This is a genomic window from Erythrobacter sp. JB1-4, assembly GCF_057365025.1.
Genome location: NZ_CP200292.1, coordinates 1,240,457 through 1,262,130 on the forward strand (window position 1 = coordinate 1,240,457; position 21,674 = coordinate 1,262,130).

A 21,674-nucleotide genomic window follows, 5' to 3' on the forward strand; every position below is an offset into this window, starting at 1 on the left:
CAAAAATGGCATCAACTGTGATCAAACGGGCGCTCCTTTCGGTGTCCGACAAAAGTGGCTTGGCTGAACTGGGCCAGGCCTTGGCTGCGCGCGGGGTGGAACTGGTGAGCACGGGCGGCACTGCGCGCACGTTGCGCGAGGCGGGGCTTGAGGTGAAGGACGTATCGGACCTCACCGGCTTTCCGGAAATGATGGATGGGCGGGTCAAAACCCTCCATCCAACCGTGCATGGGGGGCTGCTTGCGCTGCGTGACAATGATGATCACGTCGCCTCGATGAAAGAGCACGATATCGGCGCGATCGACCTTATGGTGGTCAATCTCTACCCGTTTGAGGCGACCGTGGCCAAAGGGGCTGAGCGCGCGGAGATCATTGAGAATATCGACATTGGTGGGCCGTCGATGGTGCGCTCTGCGGCGAAGAACCACGGCTTTGTGACGATCATGACCGATGCGGCGGATTACGCAGAGCTGCTTGAGGAGCTGGACGCCAATGATGGCGCGACCTCGGACGCTTTCCGCATTCGCATGGCAGGCAAGGCTTATGCCCGCACCGCCGCCTATGATGCAGCGATTGCGAACTGGTTTGCGTTTGGCGATGCCTTTACCAATCCGCTTGGGGCCGAGGCTCTTAAAGCAACGCCATTTACCGATACGATGCCATTGGCCTTCAAGCGTTCGGACACGCTGCGCTATGGCGAAAACCCGCACCAGTCTGCGGCAATCTATGTTCCGCAGGTGGCCGGCACCAATGGCGTCCCTCAAGCCGAGCAATTGCAAGGCAAGGCGCTCTCCTACAACAATTTAAACGATGCCGATGCAGCGCTTGAGCTTGCAGCAGAGTTCGATGGTGGTGACCCCGCGGTGGTCATCGTCAAGCACGCCAACCCTTGCGGCGTGGCGCAATCGAGCACGCTGATTGATGCGTGGAACGGCGCTCTTGAATGCGACAGTGTTTCCGCCTTTGGCGGGATTGTCGCGGTGAATACCGAGCTGGATGGCGCAACCGCTGAAGCCATCGCCAGCATCTTTACCGAAGTCGTCATCGCACCCAAAGTAAGCGCTGAGGCGCGCGAAATCTTCGCTAAGAAGAAGAACCTGCGCCTGCTTGAATGCGGCACGATGCCAGACCCGCGCCGGGGCGGCTTCTTTATGAAGACGATTGCAGGCGGCATGCTGATCCAAGGCCGCGATAATGGCGCGGTTGCGATGGATGACTTGCAGGTCGTCACCAAGCGAGAGCCGACGAGCCAGGAACTCAAAGACTGCCTGTTCGCATGGACCGTTGCGCGTCATGTGAAGTCTAACGCTATTGTTTATGCCAAAGACGGGATCACCGCTGGCATTGGCGCAGGCCAGATGAACCGGCGCGATTCAGCAAGGATTGCTGCGAGCAAAGCGGCAGAGGCGGCGCAGACCTATGACTGGGGAACACCGCGCACAAACGGCAGCGCCGTTGCATCCGATGCCTTCTTCCCATTTGCCGATGGCCTGATTTCAGCGGCCGAGGCAGGCGCGAGCGCGGTCATCCAACCAGGCGGTTCGATCCGCGACGACGAGGTCATCGCCGCAGCGGATGAGGCAGGCCTAGCGATGGTCTTCACCGGAATGCGGCATTTCAGGCATTGATGAGTCTTTGTTTTTCGAGGACGCATCCGCGCCCTCGTCCTCGGCGCTGTTCCCTCCGCTACGCTGCGGGGCACCTGCGGGCGCACGGTCGTGCTTGCGGTTTCTGACGAAACCGTGCTCAGCGTTTCCATCGCAAGATTAAGGCCCAACGACGCCTCGTGCGTCGCAAGGGCGAGCGCCCGCCCGCAGCGGGTCCGGACCCCGGACTTGATCCGGGGGGAGGACGTCTAGCGAGGACGAAAGCGCGGATGCGCTTTCGCAAGACAAATATGTAACCAAATCCTTCCCCGCTGCGTAGATATATACTGAGCGGCCCGTTCATTTCGGTGCAAGCGGATCCGCCTTATGGGAGCAATCCCTTAAGCACTTTTACTTGGGCCAATGCCCCCACGAGACGAGAATGAACCTGTTTACACCTGACCTCTTCCGCAATTTTGCCATCGGTTTTATCGTCGGCGGCGCGATCATCAGTGTGTCGGCATTCGATCTTGTGGGACATACGCTTGATGCACCGGCCAACGCGGCTCAACCATTGCAGGCTGAGCAGCCTAGCGATGAGTTTGTGATCGCGCCGTTGGAGAATTGAGGAATGAAGCGTTTCGATCTTCTTGCCGTGACAGCCGTTGTAGCAAGCGCACTCTATATCACCGTACCCACATCACCCGCTCTCGCGCTTGAAGAGCCGGTCAATGCGCCCGCAGCCAAGCGTATTGCGCGTGAGGGTGCAGGTCTCAAAACCGCGATCTTTGCAGGCGGCTGTTTCTGGGGCGTCGAAGGCGTCTTTAGCCACGTCAAAGGTGTGAAAACGGCTGTCGTTGGTTATCACGGCGGTTCAGCGGCAACAGCCAAATACAACCGCATCATCGCAGGCGGCACAGCCCACGCAGAAGCGGTGAAGATCACCTATGACCCCTATGTCGTGCGCTATGATGAACTGCTGCGCATATTCTTCTCTGTTGTCGCCGACCCAACCTTGAAGAACCGCCAGGGACCAGACGTTGGCTCCCACTACCGTTCTGCCCTTGTCCCAACCAGCGCCGAACAGCGCGCGGTTGCACAGGCCTATTTGCAGCAGATGAGCAATTCAGGCGTCTGGAACAGGCCCATCGTGACCAAAGTGGAGCGTGAGCGGACTTTCTACCGCGCGGAAACCTATCATCAGGACTTTATGGCAAAGAACCCGGGTCATGGTTACATCGTTCGCTGGGACAAACCCAAAGTGGATGCACTCAAGCAAATGTTCCCTAGCGATTTCAAACGAAGCTTCCTGCGCGACAATTGATCACATCTGGCATAGCGCTCGATAAGCGCCTATGTGGTTGGGTATGGGACATGCTCATCATGCCGACTGCTCCAATCCCGCCGGGTTGAGAGAAAAAGCCAAGCAGGCGTTTATTGCAAGCGGGGAACAATGGACCCCTATGCGTGAGGCTGTGTTCTTGCAGTTGGCGCAGCATGAAGGCCCCACCTCAGCGTATCAAATCGCCGATGACCTTTCACAAGCTCGCGGTAAACGCGTGGCGCCAAACAGCATCTATCGGATCTTGGATGTGTTTGTGGAATGCGGCCTTGCGGTGAAAATCGAAAGCGCCAATGCGTTCTTGGCCAATGCCCATCCTGGCGAGCACAATGACTGCGTGTTTCTGGTGTGCAATTCATGCGGCGGGGCATCTCATGTCGACAGTGAGGCGATAGGCGAAAGCTTGCGCTCCATCGCCGCCTCTCAAGAATTTCACTCCGAGCGGCCCGTGCTTGAAATTCGCGGGACTTGCCGCGAATGTCAGGCATAACAGGCAATTGAGCCCGAAAACCCGAGCGATACGGCGCATTCACTGACTTTTTCATGTGACACACCGTGCTGTAATGAAAATTTGTCATCGCAAATCATGAAACACCTGTCGCGACACAAGCTTCACATCGACACAGTTGATTTTACAGTGTAGCGTGAACCCCATGAATCAGCCATTGCAAACACCGCTGCTCGATACAGTTCCAACACCTGACGAGCTTCGCCAACTCAAGCCTGAGCAATTGCGCCAACTCTCTGATGAGCTGCGCGCTGAGATGATCGATGCCGTCAGCGTGTCTGGCGGGCATTTGGGGTCTGGGCTCGGCGTGGTCGAACTGACCGTTGCGATCCATTATGTGTTCAACACCCCTGATGACCGGCTCATCTGGGATGTGGGGCACCAATGCTATCCGCACAAAATCCTAACCGGCAGGCGCGAGCGTATCCGCACCATTCGCCAAGGCGGCGGGCTTTCGGGTTTCACTAAGCGTGCGGAAAGCGAATACGATCCGTTTGGCGCGGCGCACTCATCGACCTCAATATCGGCAGCGCTTGGCTTTGCGGTGGCGAATAAGCTCAACGATAAGCCGGGCCGCGGGATTGCCGTGATTGGCGATGGCGCGATGAGCGCTGGCATGGCCTATGAGGCGATGAACAATGCAGCGCAGGCCGGTAATCGCCTGGTCGTGATCCTGAATGACAACGATATGTCGATTGCGCCACCGGTTGGCGGGCTTTCGGCTTACCTTGCGCGCATGGTGTCCTCGAGTGAGTATCTGGGCCTTCGCAGCCTTGCCTCGCGCGCGGTCAAGAAAATGAGCCGCCGCATGCACGAAGGGCTTCGCAAGGCCGAAGAATATTCGCGCGGTATGGTGACGGGCGGGACCCTGTTTGAAGAGCTTGGCTTTTACTATGTCGGCCCGATTGATGGGCACAATCTCGATCACCTTGTGCCGGTGCTGGAAAATGTGCGCGACACCTCCGAAGGCCCGGTGCTGATCCATGTGGTGACTGAGAAGGGCAAAGGCTACAAACCAGCCGAAGAAAGCGCCGACAAGTATCACGGCGTGCCCAAATTCGACGTTATCACGGGCGAGAAGAAAAAAGGTCCCGCAGGCCCGCCTAACTATCAAAACGTCTTTGGCGATACGCTGGCTGACCTTGCGGACAAAGACAATCGCATTTGCGCAATCACAGCCGCGATGCCGTCTGGTACGGGCGTTGACCGGTTCTCACAACGGCACCCTGATCGCAGCTTTGATGTTGGCATTGCCGAACAACACGGCGTAACCTTTGCAGCAGGGTTAGCTGCCCAAGGCATGCGTCCGTTTGCGGCGATTTACTCAACCTTCCTGCAACGCGCTTATGACCAAGTGGTCCATGACGTTGCGATCCAGAACCTGCCCGTTCGTTTCGCGATTGACCGGGCGGGACTTGTGGGCGCGGATGGTTGCACGCACGCAGGCTCGTTTGACATTACATATCTCGCAACATTGCCCAACATGGTGGTGATGGCAGCGGCCGATGAGGCTGAACTTGCCCATATGACTTACACCGCCGCCGAGTATGACGATGGTCCCATTGCCTTTCGTTATCCGCGTGGAAGCGGCACAGGTGTGCCTATTCCTGAAACGCCGGAAAAGCTTGAAATCGGCAAAGGCCGGGTGGTTCGCGAAGGAACGAAAGTCGCCATCCTTTCGCTGGGTGCACGCCTTGAAGAGGCCAAGAAGGCCGCTGACCAACTGGAGGCCAAAGGGCTCTCCACCACGGTTGCAGATATGCGTTTTGCCAAGCCTTTGGATGAGGACTTGATTGCACGCATGGTGCGCGAGCATGAGGTGGTGATTACGCTTGAAGAAGGCGCGATCGGCGGGCTCGGTGCGCATGTGCTGACCTATGCATCCGATGCTGGCTTTACGGATAACGGTCTCAAAATCCGCACGATGCGTCTGCCCGATGTGTATCAAGATCAGGACTCGCCCGATAAGCAGTACGACGAGGCAGGCCTCAACGCCCCGCATATTGTCGATACGGTTTTAAAGGCGCTGAAGCACAATTCGGCAAACGTTGAGGAAGAAGCCCGCGCTTAATGCTTTTTGCAGCAAGCCTTTTGGCGATGCTTCAGCTTGGGTCCCATTCTGACAATCAGTCTGAGGTCCAATCTCCCTCTGAGCTGTTCGATTCCAATGCCTATTACGAAACTTGGTCGCGCAAAGAGACCCGTGAGAAGGTAAAGGAATGCGGCTTTGAGAAAGTCAAAGTCTACAAGAACAAAGCCAAGGAAACCGTGGTCCAGGTGAAGGACACCAGCGCAAGCGACGACGCATTGCTCTGCGCGGCACAGCGGATCGATAAGACATTTTATGGCCATGAGTTCTCGCCAGAGCTGGCCGAGCGTTTTGAAAGTGTCATCGCTGAAGTCGCTCTTCCAAGGCAGATCGGTCAGGCCAAGGCTCGGTTTGCACGGGAACCGGAAAGGGGGCCTGCGCCCGAACGGCTTGTCCATGAAAGCGACATGCAGCTTGCGGCCCGTATTGAGAATTATTGCGGCCCCATCGCTCAAGGCGCGATGACAGATGAGTTTGGCGGTATTGCGATTTCTCCGACTTGGGCACGAGAGTATACCACGTCGGCTGAGGGTCTTGCGGACCATGGAACGGCCTATAGTTGCATTTTGCAGGCCGCTTTGCTGGCAGGATTAACCACGCGATTGGTCGAGGATGACGCGCAGCATCGGTTGCTAGACCATATTGGAAGCCTCTACGGTCTTTGACCGCGATGCAGGGCCTGTAAGCGGTGACTGGCTAGTCGGGGCTGGCGGGGAGTGCCGGGCTAAGCGGTTTTTCTCAAAACCCAATGTTTTTTTTAAGCCCGCCTGGAAGTTGAGCATTCGCCCGCTTCGGGCTAGGCTTGGCCGTTGACAGCCTGTGGGGGGTAGCGTGGAAGTCTTTTTGCAAAACTGGGTGCTGAGCGTCTGCGTTATCGCATTTACCGCGTGCGTAGGAGGCGGGCTAGCCATCGTTTTTGAGCTTTGGACACCCAAGAATCCCAACACCGTCAAGATTTTAGTGGGCGGCGTACTCGTATCCGCCCTCGGCGCTGTCACACCGCAAGCAGGGGACTTGTTTGGGGTGATGTCGGACATAGAGGAACCCGTGCCCGATCCCACTGAGACGCCAACGGATACACCCACCGATGCACCCGGGCCTACACCGCCTACTTCAACGCCGCCTACTTCAACGCCGCCCCCGGTAGAACCTACGCCCACTGGCACGCCAACCGAGACGGGCACTCCCACACCGGTGCCAACGGACACCGCGACCGCAACTCCTACGCCAACGCCAACGCCAACGCCAACGCCAACGCCAACGCCAGAACCACCCGAACCCGAAGCCTCGGTGACATGCCTCCTCCCCCACCCCAGCGCGATACGGGACAGAGCAGACCGCGTCCTTGGTGAGCGCCCGGATCTTAGCTGCTATAAGAAGAAAACCTATCCCACTTGCGTTGCGGATTTACAGAGCCGTCCCGCCGCCGAAGTCTCTAAGCTGGATGCGCGTGATTGTTCGTTACAGGTCGAGGAATGGCGCAAAATCTATGTCACCCCCGCCGAAGTGGCGCGGGTGAAGTATTTGCCAAGATTGAGCAGCGCTGTGCGCAAGTCAGCAGGAGAGAGCTCTGACTGGCTCGATCACATCAACACTGAAATCAATCGGATGAACGGCACAACTTGGGAAGAGTATAACGCGGTCGTCAAAAGCTCTGAAACCGATATGGACCGCTGTTGGTACAACAAATGCACACCGGAAAATAGCGCTGCACCTTAAGAGCATTACTCCCGGCGCAAGCGAGAGCTATTGTGCACGGCGCGCAGTGATTGCGATTTGTTCAGCGTCAATCGCGCTATCAATCACAGCCTCGCCCATGATTTTTGGCGCATCGCTTGGTTCAATATCAGGCTCGGATTGAGGCGCCTCGCCCGGTTGCAGACCCTCACCCTCCAGCTCTTCTTCCTCATCAAAGTCATCAAGGTCGAGCTCCCCATCCACCTCGCGAACGATTTCGGGTTTGGGTGGGACAGGCTCCCCGCGAAGCAGCGCAATGTCGCGCTCTCTGGTCCACAAATAGCTATCACGGCGCGCGGCGTATGGGTCGATCATGCCATCAATCCGCTCAAGCTCTGCATCCACCTCAAGGCGTGCATCAAGCGAGCTGATGATGAAGAAAGGGATCGTGTATTCAGGCGTATTGAAGGGCTTGCCGACAAGGACGGGGAGCGGGAGTTGGTTAAACCCATTGCCCACAAGATCGCGCAAAGTCGTTGCGCCCGTCACCGGCAGATAGAGATAGGGCCCCGGTTTAATCCCATAAAACCCAAGCGTATTTGCAAAACCATTTCGCCTGTACGGCAGGCCAATTCCAGGTTTTCCTGCGATATCAATCAAGCCGCCAAGACCAAGGGTGGAGTTGATCGCAAACCGGCCAAGGGTCTCAAACGCCTTGCCGACTTTGAATTGGAGCAGATAATTGATGAAATTGGTCGGCTCGCTCAAATTGCGCACCACATTGCCCAAGCCATCGCGCAAAGGACCAGGCAGGCCATCGCGATAGGCATAAGCAACCGGCTCTAGGAATACCTCATCAAGGTCTTGTGTGATGCGATAGCTTGTCTCGTTAAAGACCGCGACAGGGTCACGTTCACGCGGGCCATAATCGCCTTGAACGATGATTGTGTTGGGGTCGCTTTCCTCATCGCCTTCCCCAGTATCAGAGGCATCAGAGGCGTCAGAGGCGTCCTCGCCATCGCGCTCTCCCGGAGGGTTGGCGTTTTCTTGGGCAGGGGCAAGCGTCCAGTTGATCGCGAGCATTTCGGGAGCGTTGGTTTCTAACGCAAGGAGCCTTTCTTGGGATTGAGCAATCTCAATCGGCGCAGCGGCCGCAACTTCAAGAGCTGCACTTACGGGCGCTGGGCCAACCATAAGTGGGCTGGTCAACATTAGAATTGAAGCGCTTGGCAATCCGATACCTCCCATTGCTTGCATGTTATGCTAGCACAGTTAGAGCCAATTCCCATGGCTGCTGTGAACCTGATGTGATTTAGGCAGTCTGCGTTAAAGAAAAAGAGGCAAAGCCAAACTCATGTCCTTATTACAAATTACGCGCGATGGCGCGGTGACGATCCTCACAATTGACCGGGCTGACACGATGAACCCGCTGGGCGCGCCGGGCGATGGGGATGAGTTTCAGGGCGTTTGCAATGAGATAAACCGCGATATGGGCGTGTCTTGCGTCGTGCTGACAGGCGCTGGACGTGCGTTTTCGGCAGGCGGTGATGTGAAAGCCATGCGCGACAGGACAGGCACATTTGGGGGCAGCACCCCTGCCATCTCAGACGGCTATCGCAACAACATCCACATGATGCTGCGCGCGCTGCATTCGATCCGGGTGCCCGTTATCGCTGCGGTCAATGGCCCCGCAATCGGTCTTGGCTGCGATGTGGCGTGCCTTGCTGACATTCGTATCGCAAGCGAAAAGGCGAAATTTGGCGTCACCTTCCTAAAGCTTGGCATTATTCCGGGTGATGGCGGCACATGGATTTTGCCGCGCGTTATCGGGATGAGCCGGGCAGCGGATCTGTTCTACACAGGCGATGTAATCGATGCACCCACGGCCAAGGATTGGGGCCTTGTAAGCGATGTGACGCCGCACGATGGCCTTATGGATGCAGCGATGGCAAAGGCGCAAAAAATTGCGAGCATGCCTCCGCACTCCTTGCGCCAATCGAAGATGCTGCTGCGGCAAGGCCAGCAGGTGAATTATGACACCGCGCTTGAGATGGCAGCGAACACGCAGGCAATGATGCACACAACCGATGATCACGCAGAAGGGGTGGCGGCTCTGATTGAAAAGCGGGCGGCGCAGTTCAAGGGGCAATAAAGCTTCGGGTTCGCGCCCAGGTCGCTAGAGCGAGAACCCCTAGAGAGAAAACCAGCGCCAAATTCCCGCCGGTATGCCGCCGATTGGCAAATGCAGCCAGGTGAAGAAGACAAAGAAAATCAATCCCACCGCCCAAGGCAGCGCGCCCGCTTTGGCGAAACCTGCGATGCGCGGCCAAAAGCTGGTCTTGGCTTCCCATTCGGCCCAAGCCTCGCCCATAAGCGCCTGTTTCTTCCTGTCTTGAAGGTGTGATCCCACTAGCGCAAGAATTCCGACTCCCACCGCTGTAATCGTCGTGCGCCAGCTCCAATGCAGGACGATATGCGACAGCGCCCAGAGTGCAAATCCCCACATCATTGGGTGACGAGTGACCTTGAAAACCCCCGTAGGCTCGGCCCGCGCGCTAGCCTCAGAATTGGGCAGACCTAAGGCGGGATTGGAGGGCGTGATCGAACCTGCAAAGAGCACCATTGCTGGCACGCTCAGTATCGTTGCGATGACCCAGCCCACCTGACCCGTACCGGGAAGGTCTGCAAGCGGCGCTTCAACAAATGCGAAGTACACCCATGCCAAGGTCGCAAAACTGACGAGGGAATAAACCACTTGGAAGAGCATCTCTCCCATCACAGCAACCATAGGCGCGCGCAAAGGGTGCGACATAGCGAAGTGGGTGCCAACAAATGCGATATTCGCAATGATCAATGTAAGGAGCGCTGTGTCCATGGGCGCTGAGGCTAACACCTCCGGGCGAATTTACCTAGGGGCACAGCTTTTGGGATAGAGCGTTAGGGCTGCTGGGATATGCCGGTGGGAATAATGGTCGCTTGGGCCACCGCCACGTGGACGCGCTCTTCCCCTTGTGTTTCAGCAAACACGTCCGCGCGTACGATGGCTTGGCGTTTTCCCGATTTGATGACTTCACCATTTGCCCGCAAGCGCTCTCCCTTTGCAGGGCGCAGGAAGTTGATGGTATAGCCGCCCGTGACCACATCCCCCAACACCGATGCACCCGCCCAAGCGCAGGCATTGTCCGCCATGAGGCCCACAATGCCGCCATGGGCAAAGCCGTGATGCTGCGTCATTTCGGGGCGCAATTCGAGGGTGAGTTCGCTCTTCCCCTGCCACACGATGACAGGCTCAACACAAAGCCAATTGGAAAAGCCAGACTTCGCAACAGCGACCCGCTTCATATATTCGATTGAGGCCTCGGGGCTGTCGAAACGCGATTGGGGCATAGGCTTGGATCCTTTTAGTCTGGAATGCAGACTTTATGCCTCTTGCCATCTGATAGCGCAAGTCTGCTATATAGACCTAAATGAAATCCTATCAGCCCTCCCGTTCCCCGTGTCCCATTGGCCGTGCCTCGCGTGTGCTTGGCGATCGGTGGGTCCTGTTGATTTTGCGTGAGATTTATCTGGGGGCGCAGCGTTTTGAGGACTTCATCGAACCTTTGGGCATTAACCGCGCGGCTCTCACATCAAGGCTCAAAATGATGCAAGAAGCCGGGCTTCTCACGCGCGATCCACCAGACAGTAAGCGCGCGCGGTACGTCATGACGGATAAAGCCAAGGCCTTACTACCGGTCTACCGCGAAATGGCGACCTGGGGCGCGGAGCATTTGTTTGAAGAGGGCGAACCTCGCGGGGAATGGCCCTAAGGGTTGAAAGCTTAAGCTGCCCGATCAGAGGCGAAAAAAGCGTTTTCCTACATGAGGCATGCGCGTCACGATGGCTGCGGCTCTTTCACAACCAAATCCTGTTCTGAAACCTGTGCGAAAAGTGTCACTTTATCGCTCTTCACAACGCGTTGAAATCGCTCGACTTGTAGGGGAATTGTGTTGGAATAAGGTGACACATGTGTCACCTTGCGTTTTTTGCAAGCCCCATTCTGAGGCGCCGTTCTGAGGCCCCGCGAAGACCGCAAGCAAAAGGGCTCAGCGCCCCTCAATACCAAGCAGTTCGACCTTGAAAACCAGCGTTGCGCCCCCCGGAATGGGACCGCGCCCGCGAGGTCCATAAGCAAGAGAGGCAGGCGCAGCGAGCTCAATCGTCTCACCCACACGCATTTGCGGGATGGCCATGCTCCACGCTTTGATCAAACCGGTCAGCGGAAAAGTGGCCGGAGTGCCGCGCTCGTAAGAACTATCAAAACCCGTCCCATCGATGAAAGTGCCTGCGTAATGCACGGTCACAGTATCAGTGGGCTCCGGGCTCGCACCAGTTCCGCGATACTCAATGTAGCGCCAGCGAAGCCCGCCCTCCATCGTATACCAACCATCCTTGGCTTGCAGGCTGGAGAGATAGGCCCCTTGAGCATTGTGATAGGCGCGCTCATCAAGCTCCGCCTTGTTAGAGGGGCCTGTGACAGACGCCTCTTGGGCAAGAGCTGATGATGGCAACACCATCCCAAAAGCGGCAATTCCTAAGCTTACAGCAAAGCCCGGCTTCCAATTGACAAGTTTCATACGGTCTTTCGTTCTTTGCTTGTGGGGCAGGACCAACGTTTGGCCCTGCCCCCGATAGACTTAGCTGAACTCTTTGGCCGGCGTGTCTTCATCATCGGTCAGAGTATCAAGGTGCATAAGCTTCTTGATCAGCGGGCTGATTACACAAACAGCGATACCGATGCCAACGGCATAAAGGCCAACGGTGTTGTAAACATCGATCACGACCTGACGTCCGGCTTCATCGGTCAGGCCGTCTCCGCCCGTGGCTTCGGCGATCTTGCCTGCGGCAAAGTTGCCAAGAGCCGAGGCAAAGAACCAAACGCCCATGATAAGCGAGGCCATATGCGCAGGCGCCAACCGGTTCATGGCCGAAAGACCAACCGGTGAAAGGCAAAGCTCACCTGTGGTGTGCAAAAGATAGATCAAGAAGATAAAGGCGACCGGCACCGCCAATTCCGGTCCAACAGCATTTGAACCCCAAACAAGGACCAAAAAGCCCAATCCCACCTGAATGACGCCCAGGCCAAATTTAAGCGGCGCTGATGGCTCAAGCCCGCGTTGACCAAGCAATTGCCAGACAATCGCAAACACTGGCGCAAGCAGGATGATGTAAATCGCGTTGATCGATTGGAAGACCGAGGCAGGAACGCCGCCACGATCGACGTGCCGATCAGTGAAGAGGTTCAAGCTTGATCCAGCTTGCTCAAACAAAGCCCAGAAAACGATGGACGTGAGGATCAAGAACATGGCTGCGAAGATGCGGTCCCGCTCTTCCGGCTTCAATTTCACGACCGCCGTGAACAGCACGTAAAGCACAAGCGCCCCGCCAAATCCGCCAAGCACATAGCCCACAACGTCCTGATACTGGATAGCAAGCCAGCTGACACCGACCATGCCAAAACCTGCTGCATACATCGACCATTCGGTTGATTTGGCGAGCGGCTTTGGTGGTTCGCCCCGGCCAAGAAGAAGCGGCGTGCCCCAGATAAACACGATCAGTCCTGCAAGCATACCAATCCCAGCGAGGCCAAACCCGTAAGCCCAACCATAGGTCTCACCGATGTAACCACAAAGGAGCGAGCCAGCAGCGGCACCGATGTTAATGCCCATGTAGAAGATCGTGTAGGCGGGATCACGGCGAATATCGGTGCGCGGATACAACTGACCCACAATCACAGAGATGTTCGCTTTGAGGAAGCCTGAACCCACAATGATAAGCGCAAGCGCCAACCAGAAGACATACAGCATCGGGTTGTCATCATGACCAAACGCGGGCTCACCCTCAAACGCCATGAAGAAGTGCCCAAGGGTCAACAACACCGCTCCAAAGAGCACAGCCTTTCGCTGCCCGATGTATTTGTCAGCCAGATAACCACCGATCACCGGCATAATGTAAACGAGCGCGGTGTACGCTCCATAGATTACGCCGGACTCGCCATCAGAAAACAGCCAGTGCTTGGTCAGATAAAAAATCAGAAGGGCGCGCATCCCGTAATAGGAAAAACGCTCCCACATTTCGGCAAAGAAAAGAACAAACAGGCCCTTTGGATGCCCAAGGAACGTGCCCGCACTGTCGCCATGCGGCAAAGCTTGTGATGTCATAGAAGTTTAAATCCCTCTTGTGCGGCCCTGCCAACGCTGGGCTGTCCCCGGCCGCTCTATGAGCGCTACCCTAACGAGCAAATTTGATGTGTGAAGCTTTTGTTTCGGCTCAGTCGCATATTGTTGCGCCGCCTTTTGGAAGGGCCATTCGAGGGCCGACTGATCTTGACGCGCATGGGTGTATTATGGCAGTGGTACGCCTAAGGGGTTAGAACGAGACGAGAGGCAACATAAAAGCGCAATGACCCAATCAAGGCCCGTATATCTCAAACTGCGCGATCAAATCGCTGCGGGGATTATCCAGGGCGACTATCCCGAAGGTGCGATGCTCCCTTCTGTGAGAACTCTTGCCGCTGACGAGGGTGCCAATCCGCTGACGGTTGCCAAGGCCTATCAGCAGTTTCAAAATGATGGCCTCGTCGAAGTGCGGCGCGGGGTTGGCATGTATGTGGTCAAAGGAGCTGCCAAAGCGCTTCGCAGCCGCCAGCGTGAACAGTTTCTTGCCGAGGAATGGCCTGAAATCCGCCAACGCATGGCCCGGCTTGGCATAACGCCCGAGGAATTGGTCGAACACAGCTAAATGCGCTTTGGGGATTTGGATCACAGGTTAGGTCCAATCTGGGCCGTTTTTTTCAGGAGCGCGTTGTCGGCAATCCTTGCAGTCTTCACGTTGATCTGGCATTGTTTCAAGGATATCAAAGCTCTCCGGGTCGGGACAGCGTTCTGGGCTGCGATAGGAACACAAGCTTTAAAAAAGCTTTGCACCAAACCATTGTCGATAAAGCGCTTGTAAAGCTGAGGCGGGGTAGGTGTTAAATGAAATTGCTCGGAGGAAATGATGATACGGTCCGAACTTCTCACTGAACTTCACAAAGACAACCCTGACCTGCGCGCTGACGAAATCGAACAGGTGGTTGACGTATTCTTCGATGAGATCACACAGCGCCTTGCTGAAGGTGGCCGGGTTGAACTGCGCGGCTTTGGGGCGTTCTCCACGCGTGAACGCGAAGCACGCACAGGACGCAATCCCCGCACTGGCGATTCAGTCAGCGTACCAGCCAAACGCGTACCCTATTTCAAAGCTGGAAAAGAAATCAAACAGCGCCTTAACGAGGGTTGAGTTTTAACTCTTGAGACATTGCCCTTGGCCCAATGTCTGCTATCGCGCGCGCTGATGTATGAAGAGCCAAGCTTGCTGCGCTCCTCACACTGACATTAGCGGGTGTGGCGGAATGGTAGACGCCGGGGACTTAAAATCCCCTGATCCTATAGATCGTGTGGGTTCGAGTCCCACCACCCGCACCACAGACCTGTTTGACCGCGTTCAATGCGGACTGCCAAGCCTCACAGATCCCTGCATTCTCCCCGAATACCTGATTAACTTGGGCTAATGCCGTTCAGCCAAAGCCAACCCAATGTGGGGGCATAATTTGGGGGCATCTTGAAATGACCTTCTGAAGTGCCCCCAAAATTGGGGCACTTTGACTGTTTGCCGAGGGAGAAACCAACACTTGGCCCTAACCGATATCCTTATTCGAAAAGCGAAAGCTGGCCCTAAGAACCGCAAGATGTCCGATAGTGGGGGCCTGCATCTGCTCATCACTCCCGCCGGCGGGAAGCTGTGGCGGCTCAAATATCGATTCGCCGGCAAAGAAAAGCAGCTCGCCATTGGGCCTTATCCCGACGTTTCATTGGGCGATGCACGCAAGCGACGCGATGCTGCAAAATCACTTTTGGCGGCTGGTAAGAACCCGTCTCCAGAGAAGCAGAAGGACAAGCTCAGATTGCTTGCCGATAGCGAAATGAGCTTTTCAGTCATCTCTCAGGAGTATTGCGACAAACGTAAGCGCGATGGGAACAATGCTTGGGCCCCATCGACCGCCAAGCGATGCGAGAGGCTACTGCGCGAACTGAGTAAGTCCATTGGCTCGCTTGCCATCAATGAAATTGAGCCAGCCGACGTGCTTGCGGCCCTTCGCAAGATTGAGGTGAAGGGCAATCACGAAAGTGCCCGGCGTACACTTCAATTGGCAAACGCCGTGTTCCGCTATGCCGTTGCCACTGCTCGTCTTAGATCTGATCCTACAAGAGACCTTCGAGATGCCCTAACTTCGCCCACAGTAAAGCACTTAGGGGCGATCACCGATGCGACCAAGGCGGGAGAACTCTTGCGAGCCATAGAAGGCTATAAGGGCCAAGGATTGACCAAGTTGGCCATGCAGTTAGCTCCGCATGTATTTGTGCGTCCAGGCGAACTTAGGCAGGCCAGATGGGAGGAAATCGACTTCGAAGCCAAGGTGTGGACCGTACCAGCTGAAAAGACGAAAATGAGAAAGCCACATTCGGTCCCGCTTTCTCAGCAGTCTTTGGGCATTTTTGAGCTGCTGCACACGGCCACCGGCCCAGAAGGTTATGTCTTTCCTTCCATCCGAACCAGTCGCCGCCCGATGAGTGAGAACACGATCAATGCAGGCCTGAGGCGACTGGGTTATTCTGGCGATGAAATGACCGCCCACGGCTTTAGAGCGATGGCCTCAACCCTTCTCAATGAAAGCGGGAAGTGGAACGCCGATGCGATTGAAAGAGCCCTTGCACACGGCGAAACCGACAAAGTGCGCAAAGCCTATCACCGTGGCGAGCATTGGGATGAGAGGGTCAAGATGGCGCAATGGTGAAGCGACTATCTGGATCAACTTCGGGCGGGTGGCGAGGTGGTGCCATTTCAAAAAGAGGCCATCGGAGTGGCTGATCGGCATTCGATCTATTATTGAATTCGCGAGGAGATAGGCCGGCCAGCCGATAAGCATGCTTCCCACGTGCTTGCCCGCTCTAATCTGGGAACCGCACGGGAGGCGGCATGGATCCTTATGCACAAAGGGATCATTTTGATCCCAAACACTTCATTCCAATGTCAGCGGCAATGGATGTGGTAAAACTGAAGAAACCAAAAGCCAGTGGGATCACTGTGCGAAAGTTTCTCGTCGGAGCCGCGATTCACTGTCCTGACAGTGGTCTCGAAACTTATGCAGAACGGTTTGATGAGTGCTACGAGCGCATCGACGACAAGCGGCTTCCCAATTACCGAAGTCGTCCAGAGACCTTTTCGCCTTTGGATGCCAACTTCTGGCGCATCGGCATGGCCATTGCGCCAGATGCAGAATTACAATTTCAAGATGGAAACATCAGTTGCACCGCGGCTCTGCCCATAAGTGAATTGCCCTACCGGTTGCGCAAGCATGCAGCGACTGAGTTGCAAAACGAGCGGATTCGGCTCACGCAGTCAGCCTGGGAATCCACTTCCCGACTGATAGACTACTTGCGCTCACAGCAGACAAAGAATGGATGAAATGGGGGGAGATCGGTAGGGCCGTCTCTGACAGAGGACTTCGAGGAAGGCCGCCTCGCTGGAAATGGGATGAGGCTAAGGTCGAGTTGACCCTAGAAGCTTCTAGGAACCCGGAAATTTTGCAAAAAGGCTCAGGGCCCATCGTTCAATTTCTGACGGATTACCTCGCGCACTTACACTATGGCGATGCGCCTGATGAGGCGGACATTCGCCGATATGCTCTTCTATTTCAGGGTCGTTTCCTCGACGAAGGCCCTGCGCCAGATTGAGCCCAAGCTGGGAAGTAAGTGCGCTTTTGAGAACTCGGGTCTTTTCCCATGGTCTGAACGCCAAGTACCAAACATGATTGTGCCAGTTCAACCTTTGAAGGAACAAGCACATGCACGGAACGAAACTTTCCTATAGTATTCGGGAGGCCTGCGAAGCGACCTCGCTGGGTCGTACGACGATCTTTAATCACATCCGATCGGGAGTTTTGAGATCAGTTCGCGTGGGCGGGCGAACGCTGATCCCATCCGAGAGCTTGCATGCTCTGATCAATGGGGAGGGGTGAACTATGGCCAAGAAAAGCAAAACCCCGGCGGCAACCGGGACTTTGAGTGAAGGCTTGTGCGGCTCTTCTCTCAGCACTCCTAATCCAAAGCACCGGAAGCGCAAGTATGGGCCGTACTGTACAAAGGGAAGGCGCATCACACCGACAGGCGGGCGGGGACGGTTGCTCGACCTTCTGATTGACGCAGGCCCGAAAGGTGTAAGCCGAAAGGACTGTGTTGATTGGTGCGCGCATCTCTCAGATACTTCGGGAAAATTGCGAAAGGTTTATGGTCTCGATATCGGAACGGTAATTGGGAAGCCAACGCACTATGTGCTTCGATCTCCTGTTTCCCGCGATAGGCGGGAGGTATGACCGTGCACACTAGAACCCTCTCCGGCGGCAGTGTTTATCTCATCGATGCAGCGTCGATTGCTGCCAATCGTGACAGCTGAGAGACGGGTTGGGCAGGCTCCAAGCTTGCCCAATTCCGTTCAATCCAGTTCAGCAATGAAACTTGCGACCAATCACCACGCCGCCGAAGAAGAATTCGCGTCCTATGATGCTGATTTCTATTACTTATCGGCTAAATCCCCGCCGTGCACCGAGGTGCTCTCATATATAGAGAGTACGGGAGATATCTTGTCTGGCCCTTTCAACACAAGGGGAGGAAGCAGATTAAAGGCATCGCGGCAAAGCGAGTATCTTGGCTTTGAAGCGGCTCAGACGTTCCTGAATGCCGCTGCGCTCACTCAGAGCTTAGGTAGACCCTTCACTCGCTTTGTGACCATCAATTGGAGCCTGGCGGGCCTGCACGACCACGAAGCAACAAAGGCGACTGGCCGGTTCATCAAGCTTTTGACCGAGTGGGGGCGCAAAAGAGGGGGGCAGGTATTGTGGGCTTGGGTAAGGGAAAATGGGCCTTCCGAAGGCTCACACGTTCACATTCTAATTGCTTGCCCAGCCGAGCTTCGCATTGCCCGTATGTGGCGGCGATGGATCAAAGGGATAACCGGCAGACCATATGTTGCAGGTACGGTTCTGACTCGAACTATCGGCAGAAACCTACGCGCTCCTATCACATGCCCAACTTCATTCCGGCAGAACCTATTCAGAACAGCCGCGTATTGCTGCAAAGGACTGCATCCAAATCACCAGTTTCTGCTTGGGGGTCAGTCGATCAAATATGGCGGCTGGATAACCGGCAAACGCAGTGCAGTATGTCAGCGGCTTTTGAAAGAACTCACAAAAGATGCACGCGAAATTGCGGGTCCTTTGTAAGGGACTTGTTCGGGCAAAGAGCTATTGGACCGCCGTCTTCGAGAGTTGCCCGCCGAGGCTGGTTGGTTCCCGGTTCACCTTCCCAATGGTTCAACTGGCTAAGGGTCGCGAATGGGCCGATCGCAGTATGCCGGCTTTCCACCCTAATTTCTGCCTCAAGATGGTGGCTCAAAAGGGCCGCTTGCAGACCGTCTGGTTTCAGCCGAGCCAAACTGCAAAGCGGCCGTTCTGCAAACGACCCAAGTGCGGACATAGCTGAACTCGCAGATTTGGCCTCGAGCTCCTCTTGAGATGCAACACCGGCATGGCTCAGGCATGTATTGTTTCACAGCATTTAAGTGAGAAGCTTGTCGCATTAACCTGTTTTGGCTAGCGTTTCCCAGAGCAAAAAGTTGGAAAGCAATCGAGGGCCGTTTGGCAGTCACCGCCATCATTGCAGACGACCATACCTTCATGCGCAAAGCTATTGCAGACATGTTGGAGGACATGCGTGATGTACATGTCGTGGCTGTCGCTAAGGACGGGCTGGAAGCCATTGCTTGTACGCGGCGTCACAAACCTGATTTGTTGATCCTAGATGCAGCGATGCCGATGGCAAACGGGGTCGAAGTGTTCGCCGATATCCGTCGATGGTGCCCTGACACCAGAATTGTGACGTGCACCGGTTTCACCTCGCACACATTGTTAGCGGAGTGGATTGACCTAGAGGTTGATGGGCTGCTTCTGAAGACCAGCGAGGCAGATGAATTTAGTCGTTGCGTAGAAACCGTGTTAGCGGGCTATCGGTTCGTCGCGGAAGACGTCCGGGACATCTTAAAAGCAGCAAGCGCCGTGCCCAGCCTAACGCATCGAGAGCGCGAGGTGCTTTCGCTGATTGCCCTTGGCAACACCAGTCAGGCAATTGCCGACCGATTGCACATTTCGATCAAGACGGTGGAAAAGCACCGCGGCAGCCTGATGGCCAAGCTGGATGTGGGGTCAGTGGCAGAATTGCTGGCCTATGCGCTCAAAGAGGGCTTTCTTGACTCGCACCGCCAGCTTTGAAGAAGTCGCAAAATGGGGACCAGACCCCATCGACTATCGCAAACTGGCGGCGCAAAACGCGTCCATGGCATGGAAACCGATCAGGCTCTGGACAGCGTTGATATGCCTGATAGGCGCCATTGTGCTGGCCGCACCAACAGCTGCCCAGAGCCGGCCACTGCTCCTGCTTAAAGACGATCCGTCTTCCTATCAATCTATCAACCCCCATGTCACCGCCTGGCACGATAAATCGGCACAGCTCAGCGCAAGCGAGATCCTGCAACAACTTGACCAATTCACGCCGTTGACCACGCGCTACCTCGCCTTTGGCCTTACACGGGACCGGGTCTGGCTTCATTGGGAAGCCCGCAACGACAGCGCCAGCCGCCAGACATGGCGGATCGATATGAAACGCCAGTATATGGAGGAGATTGACCTCTACCAGATCGTCGATGGCCAACCGATCCTGTTGTTTTCGCATCGTCAAGGCGATCCGTTTTCCGAACGTGAGATACCGAGCCGGTTCCTTCAGAAAGACGTTATTATAGCGCCGGGTGAGACAGGCGAGTTCTTGTTGGGATACCGCTCCACGACCTCTACCTTCCTTAAGGTCGCGATGGGCACCTCAGATGCAGTGCGCGAGGTGCACTCGGCGGAACGATCAATCGACTTCGCTATGAACGGCGCGCTCGCGGCCATGATCTTCTTCGCATTATTGATGATCCCGGTGATTGGTTGGAAAATTGGCCTATCCTTCGCGCTCTACATTCTTTCAGGCATTTTCTATGTCGCGGTCGCTGATAGCTATGCTTTGCGCTATTTGTGGCCTGATGCGCCCTGGCTGAGTGAGCCAATGAACTTGGCGACAGTGTTGCTGATGGCGATGACAGGTGTGCACTTTCCGCGCGTATTGTTTGGCTTGGAGCGTTCTGCACCGAAACTCTATCGGTTTTTAGGTATCTACGCAGGGCTTGCAGGATTGTGCGCTGTGCTTACGCCGTTCCTTTACACGGATCGTGTTTTCATGGTGGCGGCCTATCTTATCCCACCCATCGCAACACTGGTGATTGTCGGCACAGGCATTTTCGCAATCCAGCGGAAATTGGTGGGCGCGCGCATCTACATTTTTGGCGCAGTGCTGGTGTTCACCTCCTTTGCCTATGCCTTTGTCGCGCATGTCTGGCCCGGCCACTTCGATTTGGACAACACGCTGGATTACGGCCATTTTACGCTCTTCACTGAATGCATCGCCTTTGCGACCGTCATATTGCTGAGGTTGATGGCGCTGCGTGATGAACGTGATGACGCGATGCAGGCAGAGCTGGCGGCTACCCGAGAGAAGCTGGCGCTGAATGACCGTTTGCTCAGCGCGCAACGCGAATATTCTGAGGCGCGGGACTTGGCCGATTTGCGTGGGCAGCGCCTGTCGGAACTGGGCCACGACATCCGCCAGCCTCTGGGCGCGCTTCGCACCGCGATGTTCAAGCTGCGCGGCCTCGACGATCAGCAATCGGGCGAAATCGATGCAGCGCTCGATTACCTCGCGAGTGTTGCAAGCGATCGGCCGCATCCCGCGCAGGCTGCCGGCGAAGGCGCGCGCGAGGACTTTGTGGCGAATGTGGTGCTGCGCAATGTCCACCATGTATTTTCGGAGGAAGCGCGCAAGGCCGGTGTGGAGCTGCGCTTAAGGCCGAGTGATTTGAAAGTGGAGGCAGATCCGGTCGTGCTGATGCGGGCGGTGTCCAATCTCGTCGCGAATGCATTGAAACACGGGCGCAGCGAAGCGCGCGAACCGCGCGTGCTCATTGCGGCGCGATGGCGGGCTGACGGTACGCGGATTGAAGTGCGCGATAACGGCCCTGGAATGAGCACAGCAGAGCTAGAGCGCGCCATGCAACGCGGCGGCAAGGGCAGCGACTCTCAAGGCGAAGGGCTCGGCCTTACGATTGTCCAGGACATCTGTGCCAAATCAGGCTTTCACTTTGCCATCGAGTCCGCCTCCGGCCGGGGATGCAAGGCCTCCATTCATATCCCTGACAGGAAATAGCTCGCGAAATGGGGACAATCCCCACTATCGCGCCGCTCCCGAA

Annotated in this window: 23 protein-coding genes and 1 tRNA gene; 19 read left to right on the plus strand and 5 right to left on the minus strand. The window is 55.9% G+C overall.

Going from position 1 to position 21,674, the window contains the following annotated elements; genetic code table 11:
* Positions 1 to 5: 5 nt before the first annotated feature.
* From purH to AC0V61_RS05550, 7 genes are all read left to right on the plus strand, one after another.
* The gene (gene purH / locus AC0V61_RS05520; protein ID WP_486156270.1) at positions 6 to 1,628 is read left to right on the plus strand and encodes a bifunctional phosphoribosylaminoimidazolecarboxamide formyltransferase/IMP cyclohydrolase; all 1,623 of its coding nucleotides are present in this window, start codon (positions 6 to 8) and stop codon (positions 1,626 to 1,628) included.
* Positions 1,629 to 2,028: 400 nt separating this feature from the next.
* The gene (locus tag AC0V61_RS05525) at positions 2,029 to 2,214 is read left to right on the plus strand and encodes a hypothetical protein (protein ID WP_486156271.1); all 186 of its coding nucleotides are present in this window, start codon (positions 2,029 to 2,031) and stop codon (positions 2,212 to 2,214) included.
* A 3-nt stretch (positions 2,215 to 2,217) separates the two neighbouring features.
* Complete coding sequence (msrA, locus tag AC0V61_RS05530; RefSeq protein WP_486156272.1) at positions 2,218 to 2,910, plus strand: peptide-methionine (S)-S-oxide reductase MsrA; 693 nt, start codon at positions 2,218 to 2,220, stop codon at positions 2,908 to 2,910.
* Positions 2,911 to 2,953: 43 nt separating this feature from the next.
* Positions 2,954 to 3,418, plus strand: a complete 465-nt coding sequence (locus tag AC0V61_RS05535) for a Fur family transcriptional regulator (RefSeq protein WP_486156273.1) — start codon at positions 2,954 to 2,956, stop codon at positions 3,416 to 3,418.
* A gap of 163 nt (positions 3,419 to 3,581) precedes the next feature.
* Positions 3,582 to 5,507 carry a 1-deoxy-D-xylulose-5-phosphate synthase gene (dxs, locus tag AC0V61_RS05540; protein WP_486156274.1) on the plus strand — a complete coding sequence of 642 codons (1,926 nt, stop codon included), beginning with the start codon at positions 3,582 to 3,584 and terminating at the stop codon, positions 5,505 to 5,507.
* Positions 5,507 to 6,190 carry a hypothetical protein gene (locus AC0V61_RS05545; protein ID WP_486156275.1) on the plus strand — a complete coding sequence of 228 codons (684 nt, stop codon included), beginning with the start codon at positions 5,507 to 5,509 and terminating at the stop codon, positions 6,188 to 6,190. Before dxs ends, AC0V61_RS05545 begins: the two co-directional genes overlap by 1 nt.
* A gap of 166 nt (positions 6,191 to 6,356) precedes the next feature.
* Positions 6,357 to 7,244, plus strand: coding sequence for a hypothetical protein (locus tag AC0V61_RS05550; RefSeq protein WP_486156276.1), 888 nt, complete (start codon positions 6,357 to 6,359; stop codon positions 7,242 to 7,244).
* 27 nt (positions 7,245 to 7,271) lie between these two features.
* Here the strand turns inward: AC0V61_RS05550 and AC0V61_RS05555 are convergent, their stop codons facing one another.
* Complete coding sequence (locus AC0V61_RS05555) at positions 7,272 to 8,414, minus strand: MlaA family lipoprotein (protein WP_486156277.1); 1,143 nt, start codon at positions 8,412 to 8,414, stop codon at positions 7,272 to 7,274.
* A gap of 142 nt (positions 8,415 to 8,556) precedes the next feature.
* On the opposite strand from AC0V61_RS05555, the gene AC0V61_RS05560 reads away from it, so the two are divergent.
* The gene (locus AC0V61_RS05560) at positions 8,557 to 9,354 is read left to right on the plus strand and encodes a crotonase/enoyl-CoA hydratase family protein (RefSeq protein ID WP_486156278.1); all 798 of its coding nucleotides are present in this window, start codon (positions 8,557 to 8,559) and stop codon (positions 9,352 to 9,354) included.
* Positions 9,355 to 9,393: 39 nt separating this feature from the next.
* Here the strand turns inward: AC0V61_RS05560 and AC0V61_RS05565 are convergent, their stop codons facing one another.
* Positions 9,394 to 10,077 carry an NnrU family protein gene (locus AC0V61_RS05565; protein ID WP_486156279.1) on the minus strand — a complete coding sequence of 228 codons (684 nt, stop codon included), beginning with the start codon at positions 10,075 to 10,077 and terminating at the stop codon, positions 9,394 to 9,396.
* A 62-nt stretch (positions 10,078 to 10,139) separates the two neighbouring features.
* Complete coding sequence (locus tag AC0V61_RS05570) at positions 10,140 to 10,589, minus strand: PaaI family thioesterase (protein WP_486156280.1); 450 nt, start codon at positions 10,587 to 10,589, stop codon at positions 10,140 to 10,142.
* Between the two features lie 80 nt (positions 10,590 to 10,669).
* Between AC0V61_RS05570 and AC0V61_RS05575 the strand changes: the two genes are divergently transcribed.
* A complete protein-coding gene (locus AC0V61_RS05575) occupies positions 10,670 to 11,011 on the plus strand; it encodes a winged helix-turn-helix transcriptional regulator (protein WP_486156281.1) in 342 nt (113 codons plus the stop codon).
* 276 nt (positions 11,012 to 11,287) lie between these two features.
* On the opposite strand, the gene AC0V61_RS05580 is transcribed toward AC0V61_RS05575, so the two are convergent.
* Both AC0V61_RS05580 and AC0V61_RS05585 read right to left on the minus strand, forming a co-directional pair.
* Positions 11,288 to 11,818, minus strand: coding sequence for an FKBP-type peptidyl-prolyl cis-trans isomerase (locus AC0V61_RS05580; protein ID WP_486156282.1), 531 nt, complete (start codon positions 11,816 to 11,818; stop codon positions 11,288 to 11,290).
* Between the two features lie 60 nt (positions 11,819 to 11,878).
* Complete coding sequence (locus AC0V61_RS05585; protein ID WP_486156283.1) at positions 11,879 to 13,402, minus strand: peptide MFS transporter; 1,524 nt, start codon at positions 13,400 to 13,402, stop codon at positions 11,879 to 11,881.
* A 241-nt stretch (positions 13,403 to 13,643) separates the two neighbouring features.
* Between AC0V61_RS05585 and AC0V61_RS05590 the strand changes: the two genes are divergently transcribed.
* The 10 genes from AC0V61_RS05590 (at position 13,644) to AC0V61_RS05635 (ending at position 21,631) form a co-directional block, all read left to right on the plus strand.
* A complete protein-coding gene (locus tag AC0V61_RS05590; RefSeq protein WP_486156284.1) occupies positions 13,644 to 13,982 on the plus strand; it encodes a GntR family transcriptional regulator in 339 nt (112 codons plus the stop codon).
* A gap of 258 nt (positions 13,983 to 14,240) precedes the next feature.
* Positions 14,241 to 14,522, plus strand: coding sequence for an integration host factor subunit beta (locus tag AC0V61_RS05595; protein ID WP_486159457.1), 282 nt, complete (start codon positions 14,241 to 14,243; stop codon positions 14,520 to 14,522).
* A 98-nt stretch (positions 14,523 to 14,620) separates the two neighbouring features.
* Positions 14,621 to 14,707 (plus strand) — tRNA-Leu (locus AC0V61_RS05600).
* A 206-nt stretch (positions 14,708 to 14,913) separates the two neighbouring features.
* Positions 14,914 to 16,077, plus strand: coding sequence for a tyrosine-type recombinase/integrase (locus AC0V61_RS05605; RefSeq protein WP_486156285.1), 1,164 nt, complete (start codon positions 14,914 to 14,916; stop codon positions 16,075 to 16,077).
* Between the two features lie 182 nt (positions 16,078 to 16,259).
* A complete protein-coding gene (locus AC0V61_RS05610; RefSeq protein ID WP_486156286.1) occupies positions 16,260 to 16,748 on the plus strand; it encodes a hypothetical protein in 489 nt (162 codons plus the stop codon).
* A gap of 119 nt (positions 16,749 to 16,867) precedes the next feature.
* A complete protein-coding gene (locus AC0V61_RS05615; protein ID WP_486156287.1) occupies positions 16,868 to 17,017 on the plus strand; it encodes a hypothetical protein in 150 nt (49 codons plus the stop codon).
* A 110-nt stretch (positions 17,018 to 17,127) separates the two neighbouring features.
* Positions 17,128 to 17,301: a helix-turn-helix domain-containing protein gene (locus tag AC0V61_RS05620; RefSeq protein WP_486156288.1), complete on the plus strand. Its 174-nt coding sequence runs from the start codon at positions 17,128 to 17,130 to the stop codon at positions 17,299 to 17,301.
* A 459-nt stretch (positions 17,302 to 17,760) separates the two neighbouring features.
* Positions 17,761 to 18,561 (plus strand): hypothetical protein, encoded by an 801-nt coding sequence (locus tag AC0V61_RS05625; protein WP_486156289.1) that lies wholly within the window; start codon positions 17,761 to 17,763, stop codon positions 18,559 to 18,561.
* 414 nt (positions 18,562 to 18,975) lie between these two features.
* Positions 18,976 to 19,605 (plus strand): response regulator, encoded by a 630-nt coding sequence (locus tag AC0V61_RS05630; protein ID WP_486156290.1) that lies wholly within the window; start codon positions 18,976 to 18,978, stop codon positions 19,603 to 19,605.
* Positions 19,583 to 21,631, plus strand: coding sequence for a sensor histidine kinase (locus AC0V61_RS05635; protein WP_486156291.1), 2,049 nt, complete (start codon positions 19,583 to 19,585; stop codon positions 21,629 to 21,631). The genes AC0V61_RS05630 and AC0V61_RS05635 overlap by 23 nt, the downstream gene beginning before the upstream one ends.
* The last annotated feature ends 43 nt before the right edge of the window (positions 21,632 to 21,674 follow it).